This is a genomic window from Spirochaeta cellobiosiphila DSM 17781 (assembly GCF_000426705.1).
GTDB lineage: Bacteria > Spirochaetota > Spirochaetia > DSM-17781 > DSM-17781 > Spirochaeta_E > Spirochaeta_E cellobiosiphila.
On record NZ_AUFW01000012.1, the window covers coordinates 21,899 to 37,086 of the forward strand.

Sequence of the window (15,188 nt, forward strand, 5' to 3'; positions counted from 1 at the left end):
TATCTTTGCAGTTCTAACTAACTTCTTTTAAACTTATATACCATAGGAAACCCCGCTGTGAATAATAGTAACCCTATGGAAGACCCCGAATCAATTGAAGCTCTTGAACCTGTAGAAGAGGTTTTTTCCATCCCCTGTGATTATGAAGCCGCATTACAATATCTTGGCTTATTTGAGAAAGACCTGGTGAAAGGGACAGTTATATCCAATTGTTTGTGGGATAAACATGGCCCTTTTTTAGAAGATATAATGAATGAAAAGTGGTTGGCCGATGTACATCCTGATGATCGGGATCGCCTGGTTTATGCTTGGAGAAGTGTTGTAGAGGGCCAGGGTAACGTCTTTGTATCAGAATATAGAATAAAAAATACTGATGGTGATTGGATATGGATTCTTAATAAAGCTGTCGTCATTGAACGGGATCCTCAAGGCTTTCCTGTTCATTATGTAGGAATAGATATTGATATTACCGATAAGAAGCATCTCGAGGAAAAGCTATACGAATTCCAGAAGATGGCAGAAGAAAAGGCCATTGAAGCAGAAAGTTTGCGTGTGGCCAGTGCTGTGTTATTAACTTCATTGGATTTTGATGAAGCCTTACAACGGATCTTGCAACAGGCTTCCTATATGATTCCGTCTCAGAGGGCTTCCATATATATCATCAGTGATAAGACCTTTCAACTTATGGCAGATACTGTATTAAAAAAGAAGAAAATGTTTTTCTCTTTTCCTTCTACCCATCCTTGTATGCAGGCACTTACTTCTGGTTCTTTATTAGTTTTTGAAAATACACCAATAGAACTCCCTGATATAGGAGATTTGCTTAATAGTGTTATGGCTATGCCTATCAGGATTAAAGGGGAGCCTAAAGGGGTCATTATGTTCCAGGATGATCATGTTGGTTTTTTTGAGACAGTACATAAGCGGTTAATTCTATCCTTCGCTGATTATATTGGGATTGCCTTGCAAAATGCTGATTACTATGGTCAGGCTAGACAAGAGGCCTCCAAAGATACATTAACAGGAATGTACACTAGACGGTGGTTCCTGGAGCAGTTAAAACGACTCATAGCAGAATCGAAAAAAAGTCATGGCCCATTAGCTTTGCTACTTTTGGATCTGGATCATTTTAAATTGGTCAATGATCAATACGGTCATCTCGTTGGTGATGAAGTTTTAGTTCGTTTTAGTAATAACGTTAGACAGATGCTTCGTAGTTCTGATATCTGCTGTAGATATGGGGGGGAGGAATTTATTGTTCTTCTTCCTGATACACAGAAAGATAAGGCCATATCCATAGGTGAGCGTTTAATTGAAAGCATTCACACTATTCAGATACCTTCCTCTGATGATTTTATTTCTGTATCTATTGGTCTGGCTCTATACGATAGTGAGCTTGATGATCAACTGGAAGATATTATTGAAAGGGCGGATCGCTGTCTCTATCGGGCAAAAGATATGGGGAGAAATAGATTGGTATATTAAAAAAGCTGTTCATTACTGAACAGCTTTATACCAGCGGTCGGACTCGAACCGACACGGGATTGCTCCCAACAGATTTTGAGTCTATCGTGTCTACCAATTTCACCACGCTGGCAGAAGCAAAGGAAGAATAGTCGATTTAGAAAATGGTGTCAAGAACTCTTCCTTTTAAGGAGTTTATTCTTTCTTCAATAGTGCAAAATTCTTCCCAACTAATATGATCCCATTCTATATTCATGCAACGGCAGACTAGATAGGCAATTTTGATACTATTCAAGTATTGTCTGAAGTTTTCAGAGTTGTCTTGTATCCATACAAGAATAGACTGTGAGTCTTTTTCTGTTAATCCTTCACGTTTTAGATGGGCTTTGATTTCGTTGGCTTGTATCTGGTTGTCCACTTGAATACAAGATGTGTCAGGATTGTCTAAACTCTTAATATAGGACTTTAAAAGCTCAAAAGTTTTAGCATCTTTTTCTAGAATACAAAAACTCATTATGTACCTCTTATTTATAAGTGTCGGCTTGTAATATATAATCATAAGTACTACTTGGAATTCCCTTAGACCTTCTTTATACTGTGCCCACCATGAAATGGCTGAAATGGTTTAAACAACAAAAGAAAGATACATATTTAACAGAGGACCTTTGGATATCCGATCTTAAAAGACAAGGTCGATCTGGTTTTAGTCTTATCAGGGATAACAAATATGAGGTCAGACAACAACGTAACTCAATTAACATGACATTGAAAGAACATGTCTTTGCATGGTCAGAAATTCCGGATAAATACTATAATGACTGTGTTATATCCTGTCGAATAAAACTTGATTCTAACTACAACGCTGGGGGTATCCTTTTTAGACAGGTTAATGAGGATAATTTCTATTACTTTCTGGTCTCCAGTAAGGGCTACTTTCGTTTCGATGCTTTATTCAATGGTGGCCCTATTACTATTCTTCCCTGGATGTTAGGAGATTTTAATCCGGAAGACCCCATTTCCCTAAAGATCATTATACATGGTAATAATTTTATTTTTCTTATTAATGGTGATTGGGTAGGTGAGGCAACGGGAGAGTATTTTTCCTCAGGTCAATTAGGCTTTTGTGGGCAGAACTTTTCTACAGAATCTGTGGAATGTTGTTTACAGAGTTTTCGTGTTGATTCTCTTCCTGTTAATGTTGAGAAGGAATATACCAGATGGAATGAGGTGGCCAGTATTCCTGCCGAAAATCGTTTGCGTCTTGCTAAAGCCTTTCACACAATAGACAATCTTAGTTCGGCTATTTATCAGTTTAGACAAGCCATGAAAACAGAAGCCCTTGATGTAGCTGATCTCAAAATCTTTCTTCAACTACTCATTACGCGTCAGTTTTATAAAGAAGCTATTCCTGTGGCGAAACGTTTAATTGAACTGGATAAAGGTCTTGATACTTATTTAGATATGGCCAGTATTTATTATCTCGATAATGATTTTGCTAATCTGCTGTCAGTATTAGCAGGTCGTGAAGACGAATACGATCAAAATGACCGGTACTGGAGTTTGATCGGTCATGCTTATCATATGCTTGGATATCAAGATAAAAGTGCTGAAGCTTATCTGAAGGCCTTTTCTATTAATAATCAGGTTCCTCTTTATGCATTAAATGCTGCCAAGAGTTATGAGATATTAGAGGAGTGGGATCTCGCAGAAGACTATTATGCCAAAGCGGGAAAAGAGTTTTTTCTTCAGGAAGCCTGGAATGATCTGGAATGGGTTCTCTTGAGGTTGGAAGCTGTGGCAGCGGACAATCCTAAAACCGAGTACATACGAAGTATTATTGATTATCATGAAGGTCGTCTAGAAGAGGCAGAAGAGTCCTTTGATGCCCAGTTAGCGTCTGATGACTATGATAGTCAAATTCCCTATTTAAAGGCTTTACTTCTACAGCAACAGGGGAAGGAAGAAGAGGCCCTTACTTTTTTTGAAAAGGCAGTGGCTCTTGAAGATGATGTTTTTGAATACTGGTATAAACTAGCTGAGACTCAGTATTCGGTAGGGATCGATGGAAATGATTCTTTAGCAAAGGCTCTTGAGCTTAAGGGGGATAATCCCTGGGCTTTGAATCTGGCTGGTAAAATAACAGGTGATACCAGTTATTTTGAAAAGGCCTATATGGAAGCTAAGCATGAATCTGTTTTGGCTGTGAATTGGGCCTCAGAGCTCATAAAAATGAATAAACATAAAGAGGCTTATGATATTCTCAAAGCCTTTCCCGAAAACCCTGAAGCCTTAAATCAGGTCGGTAATATATTAGTAAATGAAGAATCCTATGAAGAGGCCATAAAGTTTTATAACAAGGCTATAAGTCTGGCCCCTGATGAACCATATTACAGAGATAATATCATCTCCGCCGCCCTTTATCTGGATCAGTTTAGTTTGGCAGAAGAACATCTTCGTTTCCTGCTGGATCTTCGCCCAGATTATACAACTATGTTTTGGGCAGGACGTATTTCCTCCAGAATTGGAGATTATCCGAGAGCTTTAGTAGCTCTGAGAGAATCATTGAAACTGAACCCCTCCTTTAAAGAAGCTCGGATGTCACTTGTTCAGTTGTATATGAGTCGATTGAAATATGAAGAAGCTCGTAATGAATTAAAAGAATTATTAATGCAACTTCCTGATGATGAAAGTGTTAAGAAGTTGCAAGAGAAACTACGTGTTGTATCCGAAGATAGATATGAATGTGACTGTTGTCACAGAGAATGGTGGGTTCCTAAAAACTTGCCAGAAGAAAAACCCTTACGTTTAAGAGGGGAGTTGCCTGATCATGTACCAGCTGGAGAATGTCCGGAGTGTAAGGCTATTTATTGTATTGGATGCATAAAAGACCATTTGGTTGAGGGGCGGCCTTACTGTTTAAAATGTAATGTACCTTTAAAATTAGGGAGATCTGCCTTACGATATTTGATTCGTACAGGAATAGAGAACGAACCTTGATAAAAGGGTCTATCTTAAGTAGTATGAAGGATCTTTAGGAGTATCAATGTTAAAGAGAATAATATTATTAATACTGATGATTCAGTCCTATTTTGTTTTTGGACAAGATATCGTTACAGCTTCAGACTTTTTTAAGAAGATTTCTGAACGTTATGGGACTGTTCAGGATTATCAAGCCCAGTTAAATATTGTACGTAATGGTGTGAAGATGTCAGGTACAGTTTCTTATAAGACTCCTGATAAGCTAAGAATTGACTTTACAGAGCCTCGAAACCAGGTTTTGGTAAGTACAGGTGAGAATCTTATTATATATATTCCCAAATATAGTGTTATAATGAGGCAGGCATTAAGAAAAAAAAGTAGTGCGGAGATAGCTTCTCTGGCAAGCAAACAAGGCTTAGATCTTCTGAGAAGGGCCTATAGTGTAGCCTATCTAAGAGGACCTTCCCCAGTGGCCTTGGATGATAAGAATCCAGAAAAGGTTGTGTGGTTGAAGATGACCTGGCGAACTGCTGATGAAACCTTTAGAGAGCTTAAGATAGCCGTTGGTCAAAACAATCTTATTAGACGTATAGAAGGAACAACAGTGGGATATGAAAATCTGGTTTTTGATTTTAAAGATATCAAAACGAATCAGGGTATTCCCAATTCAAAATTCGAATATGACTCAGATGGAACAGCAAATGAAATTAATAACTTTTTATTTTCCCCGGAAGAATAGATAATGGAATCATTAGGAAACAGACTTAAAGAAGCGCGTGAAAGTAAAGATATATCGATCGAGCAGGTCGCTCGAGAAACAAATATATCCCGACAGTACATAGAAGCATTAGAAAATGAAGATTATGAAAAATTTCCCGGAGAAGCGTACCTATTGGGTTTCTTACGGAACTATGCAGACTATCTTGGTTTAAATGCCAATGAACAAATACATCTCTATAAGAATGCACAAATTCAAGAGCAACCTGTTCCTATGGAAGCTTTGATTCCAAAGCAAAAGAAGATATGGCCTATTATTTTAGGTGCCGTCTGTGCTGTTGCTGTCTTGGGATTCGGTGGGTATGTTCTTTTTTTTACAGATAGTACAGCCCCCTCTAACTGGCAGAACACTAAGGCGGCTCCCATTGAATTGGTAAGCAAGCCTGAAGTGGCAAAAGACGTGACTGGTGACGGGACTGAGTTTGCCTATGAAGATAATTTTGAGAAACGTTTATCCAAAGGGGACTATGTTCTCTTTGATGATAAATCTACTCTTGTTGTAAAGGATGTTGGGACTACTATCCAGATGGCTTATAATAACAAGGAACTGGATTTGATGCTTGGTCAATCTGTTCTTTTATCTGATTCGGATTTATCCGTATTGATAAAGGATATTGATACTTCCCCAGGAAAGCAGACCGTTCTTCTTTCTATCCAAAATGGTAGTGATAGCCCTGTGGTTGGTGTGGATGAGAGTTCCGTAACAGAAGCCTCTCAAGTGGTGGAGACAGGATCAACTCAGGCCCGAAGTAGAAAGGGACGTGTTGTTAATTTATATTCTTCTCCTTCTATTCAATCCTTTAGTGTTGAGATTGTATTTAGAGATTTTTGTAATTTGAGATATCTAGTAGATGGTAAAGATAGAACGGAGCGTTATTTCCAAAAAGGGGAGAGACTTCGTTTGGATGCCTATCGCTATATAATGATTTGGGCTTCAAATGGTGGAGCCATGATGGCCAAAACCAAGGGAATAGACGTTCCTTTTGGACATAATGGTGAAGTTGTTACAAAACAGCTTCAGTGGTCAGATGAAACAAGCGAAGGAAATTATAATCTTGAACTCGTCCCTGTCTATTAAGAAGTACTCTATCGAAAGTCTTGGTTGTGCTAAGAACCAGGTTGATGCAGAAACAATGATTGCTTCTCTTCCGGGAGAAGCTTGGGAATATACTACAAACCATGAAGAATCAGATCTCATATTGGTTAATACTTGCGGTTTTATTACAAGCGCCAAAGAAGAATCTATTGATACTTTTTTAAGCCTTCGTGAGGAATACCCTGATACTAAGATAATGATTACTGGTTGTTTAGCGGAAAGATATAAAGATGAATTGAAGGACTCTCTTCCAGAAGTTGATGGTGTCTTCGGTAACAAAGCTCCCAGTCTTATCAGTGAAGTAGTGGACTCTGTTATGTCAGGGGACAAACCTGTCATTATTCCGACAGAGGAAGTGGCCCCTCCTCAACGTGACTTCTTTCTGAACTTTGATAAAGCTGTCTATGTTAAGGTTAGTGAAGGTTGTAATCATAGATGTTCCTTCTGTGCTATTCCCTTGATTCGTGGAAGTCTAAAGAGTCGTACCCTGGATAGTGTCTTAACAGAAATACAGGCTCTCCTAGAAAAGGGTGTCTCTGAAATCAATTTAATAGCACAAGATCTTGCGTCTTTTGGTGTTGATCTTGTGGGGCATAGTCTTCTTCCTGATTTATTAAAAGAAATATCAAAATGGGAAGGTCAATTCTGGATTCGCATGTTATATATACATCCAGATACTTTTATTGATGAACTATTAAGCATTTGTCAAAATGACGAGAGAATCCTTCCTTATTTTGATTTACCATTTCAGCACTGCGCTGTTCCCGTCTTGCGGGCTATGGGACGAAGAGGCGATTCTGAGTCTTATCTGGCCTTGATTAATAAGATTAGAACAGCTTTGCCTCACGGAGTGATAAGGTCTACCTTCTTAGTGGGATTTCCCAAGGAAGATGATAAATCTTTTGAGCAGCTGCTTGAGTTTCAGCAGAAGGCTCAGATCGATTGGTTAGGGGTCTTTCCCTACTCACGTGAAGAAGGTACTGCGGCTTATCGTATGCAGAATAACATGACACATAAGTTTATGACGCGAAGAGCTGAAAAAAGAAAAGCTCAACTGGAAAATGCTCAAATAGAGATCACAGTTGAACGTGTAAAACGCTTTATTGGAACTGAAATGAATATCATCATCGAAGAAGAAGTTCCAGAAGAAGGTCTATACTTAGGTAGAGGTCCTATTCATGCTCCCGAAGTCGATGGTTTAGTGGTTGTTCACGGTAAGGATTTGGCAATAGGTCAGTTCTACAGATGTTCCATTATTAAGAGTAATGGTCTTGATTTAGAGGCAAAACTTATTTGAATGAACTACCTTCCTACTTAGATGGTTTGAATCCTCAACAGTTAGATGCTGTGTTACATGGTAGTGATCCACTTTTGATATTAGCTGGTGCAGGATCAGGTAAGACGCGTGTGATTACCATGAGAGTCGCTTATTTGGTTAATGAAATGAAGGTTGATCCTTCTTCCATCCTAGCTGTTACCTTTACAAATAAAGCCTCAAGAGAAATGCAGGAAAGAATTTCCCATCTCGTCGGGGAAGAATCAAAGGTTATGATTAGAACCTTTCACAGCTTTTGTGCTTGGTTTCTGAGACGTAATAGCCATCATATTGGAGTTTCTTCCTATTTTGTTATCTATGATGACGATGATGTTATTTCCTTATTAAAAACTTTGTACCCTGCTTTGCCTAAAAGTGAACATCGGCAACTCGCCCGATGGATTTCCAGAGCTAAAGATGATGGTCTTACTCCCGGGGATGATTTGTCTGCAATAAGTTATGATCCGGATTTTCCTAATATATATAAAACCTATCAGGACAAGCTGGATTCCATTGGTAACCTTGATTTCGGTGATCTCATACTAAAGACTGTTTTACTTTTGCGGAATAATGATGCTGTCAGAACACGAGTTCAACAGCGTTTCTCCACAATATTGGTTGATGAGTACCAAGATTCAAACGGGGCCCAATACCAACTTCTTCATGCTTTGACTGGCAAAGATACTAGTTTGTGTGTTGTCGGTGACGATGATCAGAGTATTTATAGGTTTCGAGGGGCAGAGGTTAAAAATATTTTAACCTTCCCTAATGAGTTTGATAATACAAAGATCATAAGGTTAGAACAGAACTACCGTTCTTCTGAGACTATTTTAAATGTGGCTTCCAGCGTGGTTGCTCATAATCAAGGTCGATTGGGGAAGACTCTCTGGACTGAAAATGGTGTTGGTGAAAAGTGCTCTCTACACTATCTGGATAGTCATGATGAAGAAGCTCAGCTTGTGTGCTCTATCGTTGATGCTGATGGCCAGTGGGGTAATACGGCGGTATTATATAGAACTAATGCCCAGTCGAGATCCTTTGAATCTGCCTTGACTCGTATGGGAATCCCTTATCGAATTATTGGAAGTTTGCGTTTCTATGATAGAGAGGAAATCAAGGACACTATAGCTTTCCTTTCATTATTGGCTAATCCTAGAGATGAGGTGGCATTTCAGCGCATTATCAATAAGCCAACAAGAGGTCTAGGTCCAGCAAGTGTTGCTAAGATTATAGATGCCGCTTATCGTTATGAAGGTGATCTGATTGAAGCTTCCTCTTTTGCTCTAGGTATCCTTAAAGGGAAAGCTGTCAAAGGATTGGAGGCCTTCCTTCGTTTATATAAACAATGGGTCGAAGATATGGAGCTGTTACCTCTCTCTGACTTAATCATGAAGATCATAGAACAGTCTGGACTATTGGATTATCATAAAAATCAAGATGAGATAACTGGCTCGGGCAAGGAAGAAAACCTTAAAGAATTGGTTAATGCTTCTGCCGTGTATGATAATGGACAAGAAGGATTGGCTTTATTTTTAGAACATATTGAACTGGATAGAGTTGATGAGTCAGAGGAAGATAACATAGATCGTCTCACTTTAATCACCATGCATAATACCAAAGGTTTGGAGTTTGATCGGGTTATCATTACTGGTATGGAACAAGGGCTCTTTCCTCGAGATGAGGATGATCCTGAAGAGATGGAAGAAGAGAGGAGACTTTTTTATGTAGCCATAACAAGGGCACGGAAAAAGCTCATCCTGACGACATGTAAGAATCGGATGCTTCATGGTAAGTTCCGGCCCTCTCTCCCCAGTCCCTTTCTAGATGAGATTCCTTCTGAATATATTGAAGTTTATGGGGAATCTACAGCTTCTGCTGGTAAGTTTCAGACTGGTTCTACTATTTATCATGATGATTATGGTGTAGGAATGGTTATAAAACGACAGGGGAATGGGAAAGATACCGTATTGGTAATACGTTTTGAGAGTGGTAAAGTGGCTCAATTTATCGAAGAATTTGCACCAATAGAGCAAATCGGATCATGGGACTATTAAATGGATTTATTGCAATATGTACCTGATATTAAAAGATGTAGAGAATACAAGCTCTATCCTTATGATGGCAGTGTTATCCTTGATCTTAACTTGTTAGGAGGCGCTGCTTATTGGGGGCATCGTCCTAAAAATCTAGGTACAAAAATAAAGAATCAAATATCAACTGGTGCTGTTAGTTTTCTTCCAACAAAATGGCATAAGCATCTTAAGAAGCATCTGAAGAGAAAGTTTCCTGAGGATAGGGTTCTTTGCTTTTCCTCAAAGGCTCAGATGGAATTGTTTTTATCAAAGCACCATGATTTGGATGTGGGGGTATGGAGAACAGAATTAAGCCGCCCTTCGAATAAGGCTTTAACTCCTGTGTTGCCTCAAAACTTATCTTCAGCCTGTCTATTAATAGTATCAACTGATATTCCCTTAATGGATTTTGAAGAAGATATTACCAGTTTAGATGCCATCGCTTTAATTCGCGGTATAGAAGATTTCTTTAAGGTATCCCAGGGGCTTGTAAGTTTGCCAGCTAATAGTTTGTGGACACAGCAGGGCCGTTATTTGACATATATAAATAAAGAACATCATTATAAGGACGTTTTTCAAAAATTCCTTGATAACAATATTCTTTTATCTCATAGAGCTGATGTTCCTTCTATTTTACCAGATTTGATAATTTCCAGTGAGCTTCATAGAATAAATAAGGTTATGGTAGAATTTAGATGAATACAAATCTGACGATCATAGATGGTGTCATGACTTTACTAGGTGCTGTCTTGTCTATACTCGTTATTATTGTTTGGACGAATAAGCGGGATAGTGTATGGTGGTTCATAATGTCTGCTGTGCTAGTTTATTTTTTAGGCAATCTGTACAATGTATTAGCATCTATAGGAATATTGTCCTGGGATATTGCACAAATTCACAATGTATCTTTTCTAAAACCTGTATTTGATACCCTCCCAGTAATATTCATGATAATAGCTATGATTTTTAAGTTAGTTCATATTAATCGTAGCTGGGATTAGTCTTCTTCGATGATAACAGCAGAACCTGGACAATCCTTAATTAGTTGATGGATGATTGCCTTTTCTTCCTCTCCCTCTATCTCTTTGATTATATCAGCTGTATAATCTCCCATTTCGAATAAATCGGGACTCATTTCTTCGCAAATTCCACAACCGATGCATAAGTTTTTGTTGATTTTTACTATCATTGATAGAAATTACTAATAGAAAATGTAAATATCAAGTCCTTCCGTGTATTGACTTTATCTATGAAAAATGAGAAATTTCGGGTCTCGTTACGAGTCAGCTTAACTTTGTAAGAGATAGGTGGAAAGACCAAAATGAAAACTATATTTGTCAAACCTGCTGAAGTTGCCAGAAAATGGTACATAATTGATGCACAGGATCAAGTATTAGGGCGCGTTGCTGTAAGAGTTGCTTCTGTACTTAGAGGTAAGAATAAGCCTTGCTACACTCCTCACCAGGAAATCGGTGATTATGTTATTGTTATTAATGCAGATAAAATGAAGCTTAGCGGTAACAAGAACAAAACAAAGCTATATTACAGACACTCTGGATATCCAGGTGGATTAAGTGTTGATACTTATGAAACACTTAGTGCTAAGAAGCCCGGAGCTCCTTTAGAAAAGGCAATCAAGGGTATGTTACCTAAGGGACCTTTAGGGAGAAAATTGTTCAAGAATGTGAAGGTGTACACTGGTGACAGACACCCTCATGCTGCACAACAACCAGAAGTATTGAATGTATAGGCTAGGAGTAAGTAAGTGATAAAGAATATTGCCAATGGTACAGGACGACGAAAAACTTCCGTTGCAAGGGTTTACCTTCGTAGTGGAAAAGGAAATATAACAATCAATGGTAGAACTATTGAGGATGTTTTCCCATTAGCAGAATTACAGTCTGTCGTTAAGGCTGCCTTAAACTTAACTGATACTGCTTCAAAATATGATGTTTTGGTAACAGTAAGAGGTGGAGGAATAAACGGTCAAGCTGAAGCTGTTAGACACGGTATGTCTAGAGCCTTAGCTTCATTAAGTGATGAGAATAGAAAAGTTTTAAAAGCTAACGGATTCCTTACTCGAGATTCCAGAATGGTTGAACGTAAGAAGTTCGGTCAACGTGGTGCTCGTAGAAGATTCCAATTCTCAAAACGTTAAGCAGACTTTATTTGGAAAAAGGAGGCCTTACCAAGATGTACTTTGGTGGCCTCTTTTTATTTATAAGATATTGAAATTGGATTTGATTTGGACATAGATAAGGAAATATATAATCGGGCCATAGATTTATTAGCACGAAGAGAAGAATCCAGAAAGACCCTTATGTTAAAGCTAATGAAACGTAATTATGAAATTCTCAATATAGAACCTATCCTTGATAAATTAGAGGATAAGGGATATCTTAATAACCGACGATATGCTGAAGAATGGGTTAGGACTAGGTTAATAAAAACAGCAGAAGCTCCGAATGTTTTAATCAGTTCTTTGGTAGTAAGAGGTATTAGTGAGGCTATTGCCAGAGAAGTCGTAAATGATGCTGTTAATGCTATAGGTTACGAAGTACTTCTCGAAAAAGCGGCTAAAAAAGTATTAAAAAAAAGTACCATAACGAAAGATAAATTTATTGCCGCTCTTGTTAGAAAAGGTTTCTCATTGAGTAGCATAAAGAGCTATATCTATGAATTAAATCTGTTTTGTTAAAATTGTTGACGGTAAACCCAATGTCGTTATAATTGAGAGAGTGAGGCTTTTGACTGATAAAGGATTGATGCATGGCGAAGGGGTCTAAAAAGGTAAGAATCTACTCGGCTTTAGAGGTAGCAAATATCTGTGGCGTTGTTAATCAGACAGCTATAAACTGGATCAAGAATGATTATTTAAAAGCTTTTACTACTCCTGGTGGTCAGTATAGAGTCTATGCTGAAGATCTTGTTAATTTCCTTCAGGACAGGAATATGAGGATTCCTGATGAACTAGTGGAAGTTGTTCATAACTCAGAAGAAGGGAAATCGATTCTTATCATAGACGATGATAAAGAGTTGAATAACCTACTTAAAACTTATGTAGAACGTAAATTAACCGGCTTTACTATATATCAGGCTTTTGATGGCTATGAAGCAGGGTCTATGTTGTATAGAGTCCGTCCTTCTATTGTAATCCTGGATATTGATTTACCTGGTGTTAATGGGCATGTTATTTGTAAAAAAATAAAAAGTGATGCAGATTTGGGGTCTCCCTACATCATAGCTGTTACAGGAATGAATGACAGTAATGAAGAGCGTCTTATTTTAGAAGAAGGTGCTGATGCTTTTTTAGGCAAACCTTTTGATCCCAGTGAGGTTGTTACTCTTATTGCTGAATTCATTGAAAAATAAGAGGAAATATTATGGATACTAATCAGAAAGTACTAATAGTAGAAGATGAAGATCCAATCCGATTGACACTACGAGATTATCTAAAAAGGAAAGGCTATAATGTTTTGGTGGCCTCAGACGGTGTTGGTGCTATTAAACAATTATTGGACAATGACATTATACTGATGATATCTGATTATAGAATGGATGTTCTTGGTGGTGAGTATTGGATTAAATTCTTGGAAAAATACTGTCAAAATCTTAAGATAATAATCACTAGCGGTTTTTTGAAGCCTGAGTTCGAAATCCCCTTTGAGGTTGTGTACAAACCTTATGATTATGAAGATTTAGAAAAGCGAATCTCCCAAATCATTAAGGGGTAGAGATGCAAGCTGTTAATATCAAGGTGAGAGGCCGAGTTCAGGGAGTAGGATTCCGTTATTCAACTCAGCAAAAGGCCGAATCATTTGGTATAACAGGTTGGGTTAGAAATATGCCTAATGGCAATGTTGAAATAATGGCAGAAGGTGAAGACTCTGATCTCAAAAAGTTTGTTGATTGGGTTCGAATAGGTCCTTCAGGTGCTAGAGTTATAGATGTCGATGTTTCTTATCAATTCGCTCTGGGAAGTTATAGAAAGTTCTCTATCGAATTCTAAATTATTTATTTTTAAAAAAAGAACTGCTGCAAAATTACTTTCACAACAGTCCCCAGAATAATTATCAAAGACCTATATCCCTAAAGAAGGGGGTTAGATATCATCAATACTATTTGTTTTTAATGGAATAGAAAGCACCTTTTCCTGCGTATTCTGCAATACCTTCAAGTTGCTCTTCAATTCTGATTAATTGGTTGTATTTCGCTACTCTGTCAGATCGGCTCATGGAACCAGTTTTGATTTGTCCTGTTTCCCATGCTACTACTAAGTCAGCAATAGTTACGTCTTCCGTTTCACCTGATCTGTGGGATATGATCGCTGTATAACCAGCTCTCTTAGCCATTTCTATTGCTTCATAAGTTTCTGTTAAAGTACCAATTTGGTTAACCTTAATAAGGATGGCATTGGCTACACCTTTTTCGATACCAGTTGCCAATCTTTTGGTGTTGGTTACGAATAAGTCATCACCAACAAGTTGTACTTTGTTACCAACTTTGTTTGTTAGGTCTTTCCAACCATCCCAGTCATCTTCGGCCATACCATCTTCAATAGAGATAATAGGATATTTTTCAACCCATTCAGCCCAGTAAGATGCCATTTCTTCTGAAGATAATTCACGACCGTCAGATTTTTTGAATACGTATTTTTTCTTGTCTTCATCATAAAATTCTGATGCAGCAGGATCTAAGGCAATCATTACATCTTCACCTGGTTTGTAACCAGCTTTTTTGATGGCTTCTATGATAACTTCAGGAGCTTCTTCATTGCTTTTTAGGTTTGGAGCAAATCCACCTTCATCACCAACAGCTGTGGAATATCCTTTAGCTTTAAGAATGCTCTTAAGGTTATGAAAAATTTCAGCAATAACACGAATGGCTTCCTTAATGGATTCAGCACCAACAGGCATAACCATGAATTCCTGGAAGTCAACTGAGTTATCCGCATGTGATCCCCCGTTGATGATGTTTGCCATAGGTACTGGTAGAGTTGTTGTCTTCATTCCACCAAGGTATTTATAGAGAGGTACTCCCAGGTATTCAGCAGCAGCTTTAGCTGTAGCCATTGATACACCAAGGATAGCATTCGCTCCTAGTCTTCCTTTGTTTTCAGTGCCGTCAAGTTCGATAAGAGTTCGGTCAATATCAACCTGTTCTAGAGCATCTAGGCCAACAACTTCGGCTGCAATAATGTTGTTAACATTCTCAACAGCTTTCTTTACACCTTTTCCCAAGAATCGGTCCTTATCGCCGTCCCGAAGCTCAACCGCCTCATGAACTCCTGTAGACGCTCCGGAGGGCACAGCTGCTCTTCCAAGAGTTCCATCTTCTAAGATTACATCTACTTCAATTGTGGGATTACCACGGGAGTCCAGAATTTCACGAGCTTCAACATACTCAATAATGCTCATTACTTATCTCCTATTTTAATAAAATTATACCTAATTAATATGGTTTTTTCCTGACACTTAGTCAAGGG

At 38.2% G+C, this 15,188-nt stretch carries 17 protein-coding genes and 1 tRNA gene; 14 read left to right on the forward strand and 4 right to left on the reverse strand.

Translation table 11 applies throughout. The features are described from left to right. The first annotated feature begins 57 nt into the window (after window positions 1-57). Window positions 58-1,485: a GGDEF domain-containing protein gene (locus tag K345_RS0101865; RefSeq protein ID WP_028972728.1), complete on the forward strand. Its 1,428-nt coding sequence runs from the start codon at window positions 58-60 to the stop codon at window positions 1,483-1,485. A gap of 28 nt (window positions 1,486-1,513) precedes the next feature. Here the strand turns inward: K345_RS0101865 and K345_RS0101870 are convergent. Both K345_RS0101870 and K345_RS0101875 read right to left on the reverse strand, forming a co-directional pair. Beyond that, window positions 1,514-1,597: transfer RNA gene (locus K345_RS0101870), tRNA-Leu, on the reverse strand. A gap of 24 nt (window positions 1,598-1,621) precedes the next feature. Beyond that, complete coding sequence (locus K345_RS0101875) at window positions 1,622-1,978, reverse strand: hypothetical protein (RefSeq protein ID WP_028972729.1); 357 nt, start codon at window positions 1,976-1,978, stop codon at window positions 1,622-1,624. 92 nt (window positions 1,979-2,070) lie between these two features. Between K345_RS0101875 and K345_RS0101880 the strand changes: the two genes are divergently transcribed. The 7 genes from K345_RS0101880 to K345_RS0101910 are packed head-to-tail and all read left to right on the forward strand — an operon-like array spanning window position 2,071 to window position 10,704. Continuing rightward, on the forward strand, window positions 2,071-4,461 hold the full coding sequence (locus K345_RS0101880; protein WP_028972730.1) for a tetratricopeptide repeat protein: 2,391 nt from the start codon (window positions 2,071-2,073) through the stop codon (window positions 4,459-4,461). Between the two features lie 46 nt (window positions 4,462-4,507). Next, the gene (locus tag K345_RS0101885; protein ID WP_028972731.1) at window positions 4,508-5,182 is read left to right on the forward strand and encodes a LolA family protein; all 675 of its coding nucleotides are present in this window, start codon (window positions 4,508-4,510) and stop codon (window positions 5,180-5,182) included. A 3-nt stretch (window positions 5,183-5,185) separates the two neighbouring features. Next, the gene (locus tag K345_RS0101890; RefSeq protein WP_028972732.1) at window positions 5,186-6,298 is read left to right on the forward strand and encodes a helix-turn-helix domain-containing protein; all 1,113 of its coding nucleotides are present in this window, start codon (window positions 5,186-5,188) and stop codon (window positions 6,296-6,298) included. After that, entirely contained in the window at window positions 6,249-7,613 is a 1,365-nt protein-coding gene (gene rimO / locus K345_RS0101895) for a 30S ribosomal protein S12 methylthiotransferase RimO (protein WP_053227982.1), read from the forward strand. The genes K345_RS0101890 and rimO overlap by 50 nt, the downstream gene beginning before the upstream one ends. Further along, window positions 7,610-9,685: an ATP-dependent helicase gene (locus K345_RS0101900; RefSeq protein WP_028972734.1), complete on the forward strand. Its 2,076-nt coding sequence runs from the start codon at window positions 7,610-7,612 to the stop codon at window positions 9,683-9,685. The genes rimO and K345_RS0101900 overlap by 4 nt, the downstream gene beginning before the upstream one ends. Continuing rightward, window positions 9,686-10,402 carry a hypothetical protein gene (locus tag K345_RS0101905; RefSeq protein WP_028972735.1) on the forward strand — a complete coding sequence of 239 codons (717 nt, stop codon included), beginning with the start codon at window positions 9,686-9,688 and terminating at the stop codon, window positions 10,400-10,402. Beyond that, on the forward strand, window positions 10,399-10,704 hold the full coding sequence (locus K345_RS0101910) for a hypothetical protein (RefSeq protein WP_028972736.1): 306 nt from the start codon (window positions 10,399-10,401) through the stop codon (window positions 10,702-10,704). The genes K345_RS0101905 and K345_RS0101910 overlap by 4 nt, the downstream gene beginning before the upstream one ends. Here the strand turns inward: K345_RS0101910 and K345_RS22720 are convergent. Continuing rightward, on the reverse strand, window positions 10,701-10,892 hold the full coding sequence (locus K345_RS22720; RefSeq protein ID WP_083963583.1) for a ferredoxin: 192 nt from the start codon (window positions 10,890-10,892) through the stop codon (window positions 10,701-10,703). The two genes, K345_RS0101910 and K345_RS22720, sit on opposite strands and share 4 nt — an antisense overlap. A gap of 132 nt (window positions 10,893-11,024) precedes the next feature. Here K345_RS22720 and rplM point away from each other — a divergent pair, with 132 nt between their 5' ends. The 6 genes from rplM (at window position 11,025) to K345_RS0101945 (ending at window position 13,712) form a co-directional block, all read left to right on the forward strand. Further along, window positions 11,025-11,453: a 50S ribosomal protein L13 gene (gene rplM, locus K345_RS0101920; protein WP_028972737.1), complete on the forward strand. Its 429-nt coding sequence runs from the start codon at window positions 11,025-11,027 to the stop codon at window positions 11,451-11,453. An 18-nt stretch (window positions 11,454-11,471) separates the two neighbouring features. Then, on the forward strand, window positions 11,472-11,861 hold the full coding sequence (rpsI, locus tag K345_RS0101925) for a 30S ribosomal protein S9 (RefSeq protein ID WP_028972738.1): 390 nt from the start codon (window positions 11,472-11,474) through the stop codon (window positions 11,859-11,861). 87 nt (window positions 11,862-11,948) lie between these two features. Then, the gene (locus K345_RS22035) at window positions 11,949-12,401 is read left to right on the forward strand and encodes a regulatory protein RecX (protein WP_028972739.1); all 453 of its coding nucleotides are present in this window, start codon (window positions 11,949-11,951) and stop codon (window positions 12,399-12,401) included. Between the two features lie 71 nt (window positions 12,402-12,472). Further along, window positions 12,473-13,075 (forward strand): response regulator, encoded by a 603-nt coding sequence (locus tag K345_RS0101935; RefSeq protein ID WP_037570929.1) that lies wholly within the window; start codon window positions 12,473-12,475, stop codon window positions 13,073-13,075. An 11-nt stretch (window positions 13,076-13,086) separates the two neighbouring features. Next, the gene (locus K345_RS0101940; protein ID WP_028972741.1) at window positions 13,087-13,437 is read left to right on the forward strand and encodes a response regulator; all 351 of its coding nucleotides are present in this window, start codon (window positions 13,087-13,089) and stop codon (window positions 13,435-13,437) included. A gap of 2 nt (window positions 13,438-13,439) precedes the next feature. Beyond that, complete coding sequence (locus K345_RS0101945) at window positions 13,440-13,712, forward strand: acylphosphatase (protein WP_028972742.1); 273 nt, start codon at window positions 13,440-13,442, stop codon at window positions 13,710-13,712. Between the two features lie 109 nt (window positions 13,713-13,821). On the opposite strand, the gene eno is transcribed toward K345_RS0101945, so the two are convergent. After that, a complete protein-coding gene (eno, locus tag K345_RS0101950) occupies window positions 13,822-15,120 on the reverse strand; it encodes a phosphopyruvate hydratase (RefSeq protein ID WP_028972743.1) in 1,299 nt (432 codons plus the stop codon). Between the last annotated feature and the right edge of the window lie 68 nt (window positions 15,121-15,188).

Bases quoted from the DNA above. Each gene is read 5' to 3' on its own strand.
- K345_RS0101875 (WP_028972729.1), bottom strand. From the start codon at position 1,978: ATGAGTTTTTGTATTCTAGAAAAAGATGCTAAAACTTTTGAGCTTTTA.
- K345_RS0101880 (WP_028972730.1), top strand. From the start codon at position 2,071: ATGAAATGGCTGAAATGGTTTAAACAACAAAAGAAAGATACATATTTA.
- K345_RS0101885 (WP_028972731.1), top strand. From the start codon at position 4,508: ATGTTAAAGAGAATAATATTATTAATACTGATGATTCAGTCCTATTTT.
- K345_RS0101890 (WP_028972732.1), top strand. From the start codon at position 5,186: ATGGAATCATTAGGAAACAGACTTAAAGAAGCGCGTGAAAGTAAAGAT.
- rimO (WP_053227982.1), top strand. From the start codon at position 6,249: ATGAAACAAGCGAAGGAAATTATAATCTTGAACTCGTCCCTGTCTATT.
- K345_RS0101905 (WP_028972735.1), top strand. From the start codon at position 9,686: ATGGATTTATTGCAATATGTACCTGATATTAAAAGATGTAGAGAATAC.
- K345_RS0101910 (WP_028972736.1), top strand. From the start codon at position 10,399: ATGAATACAAATCTGACGATCATAGATGGTGTCATGACTTTACTAGGT.
- K345_RS22720 (WP_083963583.1), bottom strand. From the start codon at position 10,892: ATGATAGTAAAAATCAACAAAAACTTATGCATCGGTTGTGGAATTTGC.
- rplM (WP_028972737.1), top strand. From the start codon at position 11,025: ATGAAAACTATATTTGTCAAACCTGCTGAAGTTGCCAGAAAATGGTAC.
- K345_RS0101935 (WP_037570929.1), top strand. From the start codon at position 12,473: ATGGCGAAGGGGTCTAAAAAGGTAAGAATCTACTCGGCTTTAGAGGTA.
- K345_RS0101940 (WP_028972741.1), top strand. From the start codon at position 13,087: ATGGATACTAATCAGAAAGTACTAATAGTAGAAGATGAAGATCCAATC.
- K345_RS0101945 (WP_028972742.1), top strand. From the start codon at position 13,440: ATGCAAGCTGTTAATATCAAGGTGAGAGGCCGAGTTCAGGGAGTAGGA.
- eno (WP_028972743.1), bottom strand. From the start codon at position 15,120: ATGAGCATTATTGAGTATGTTGAAGCTCGTGAAATTCTGGACTCCCGT.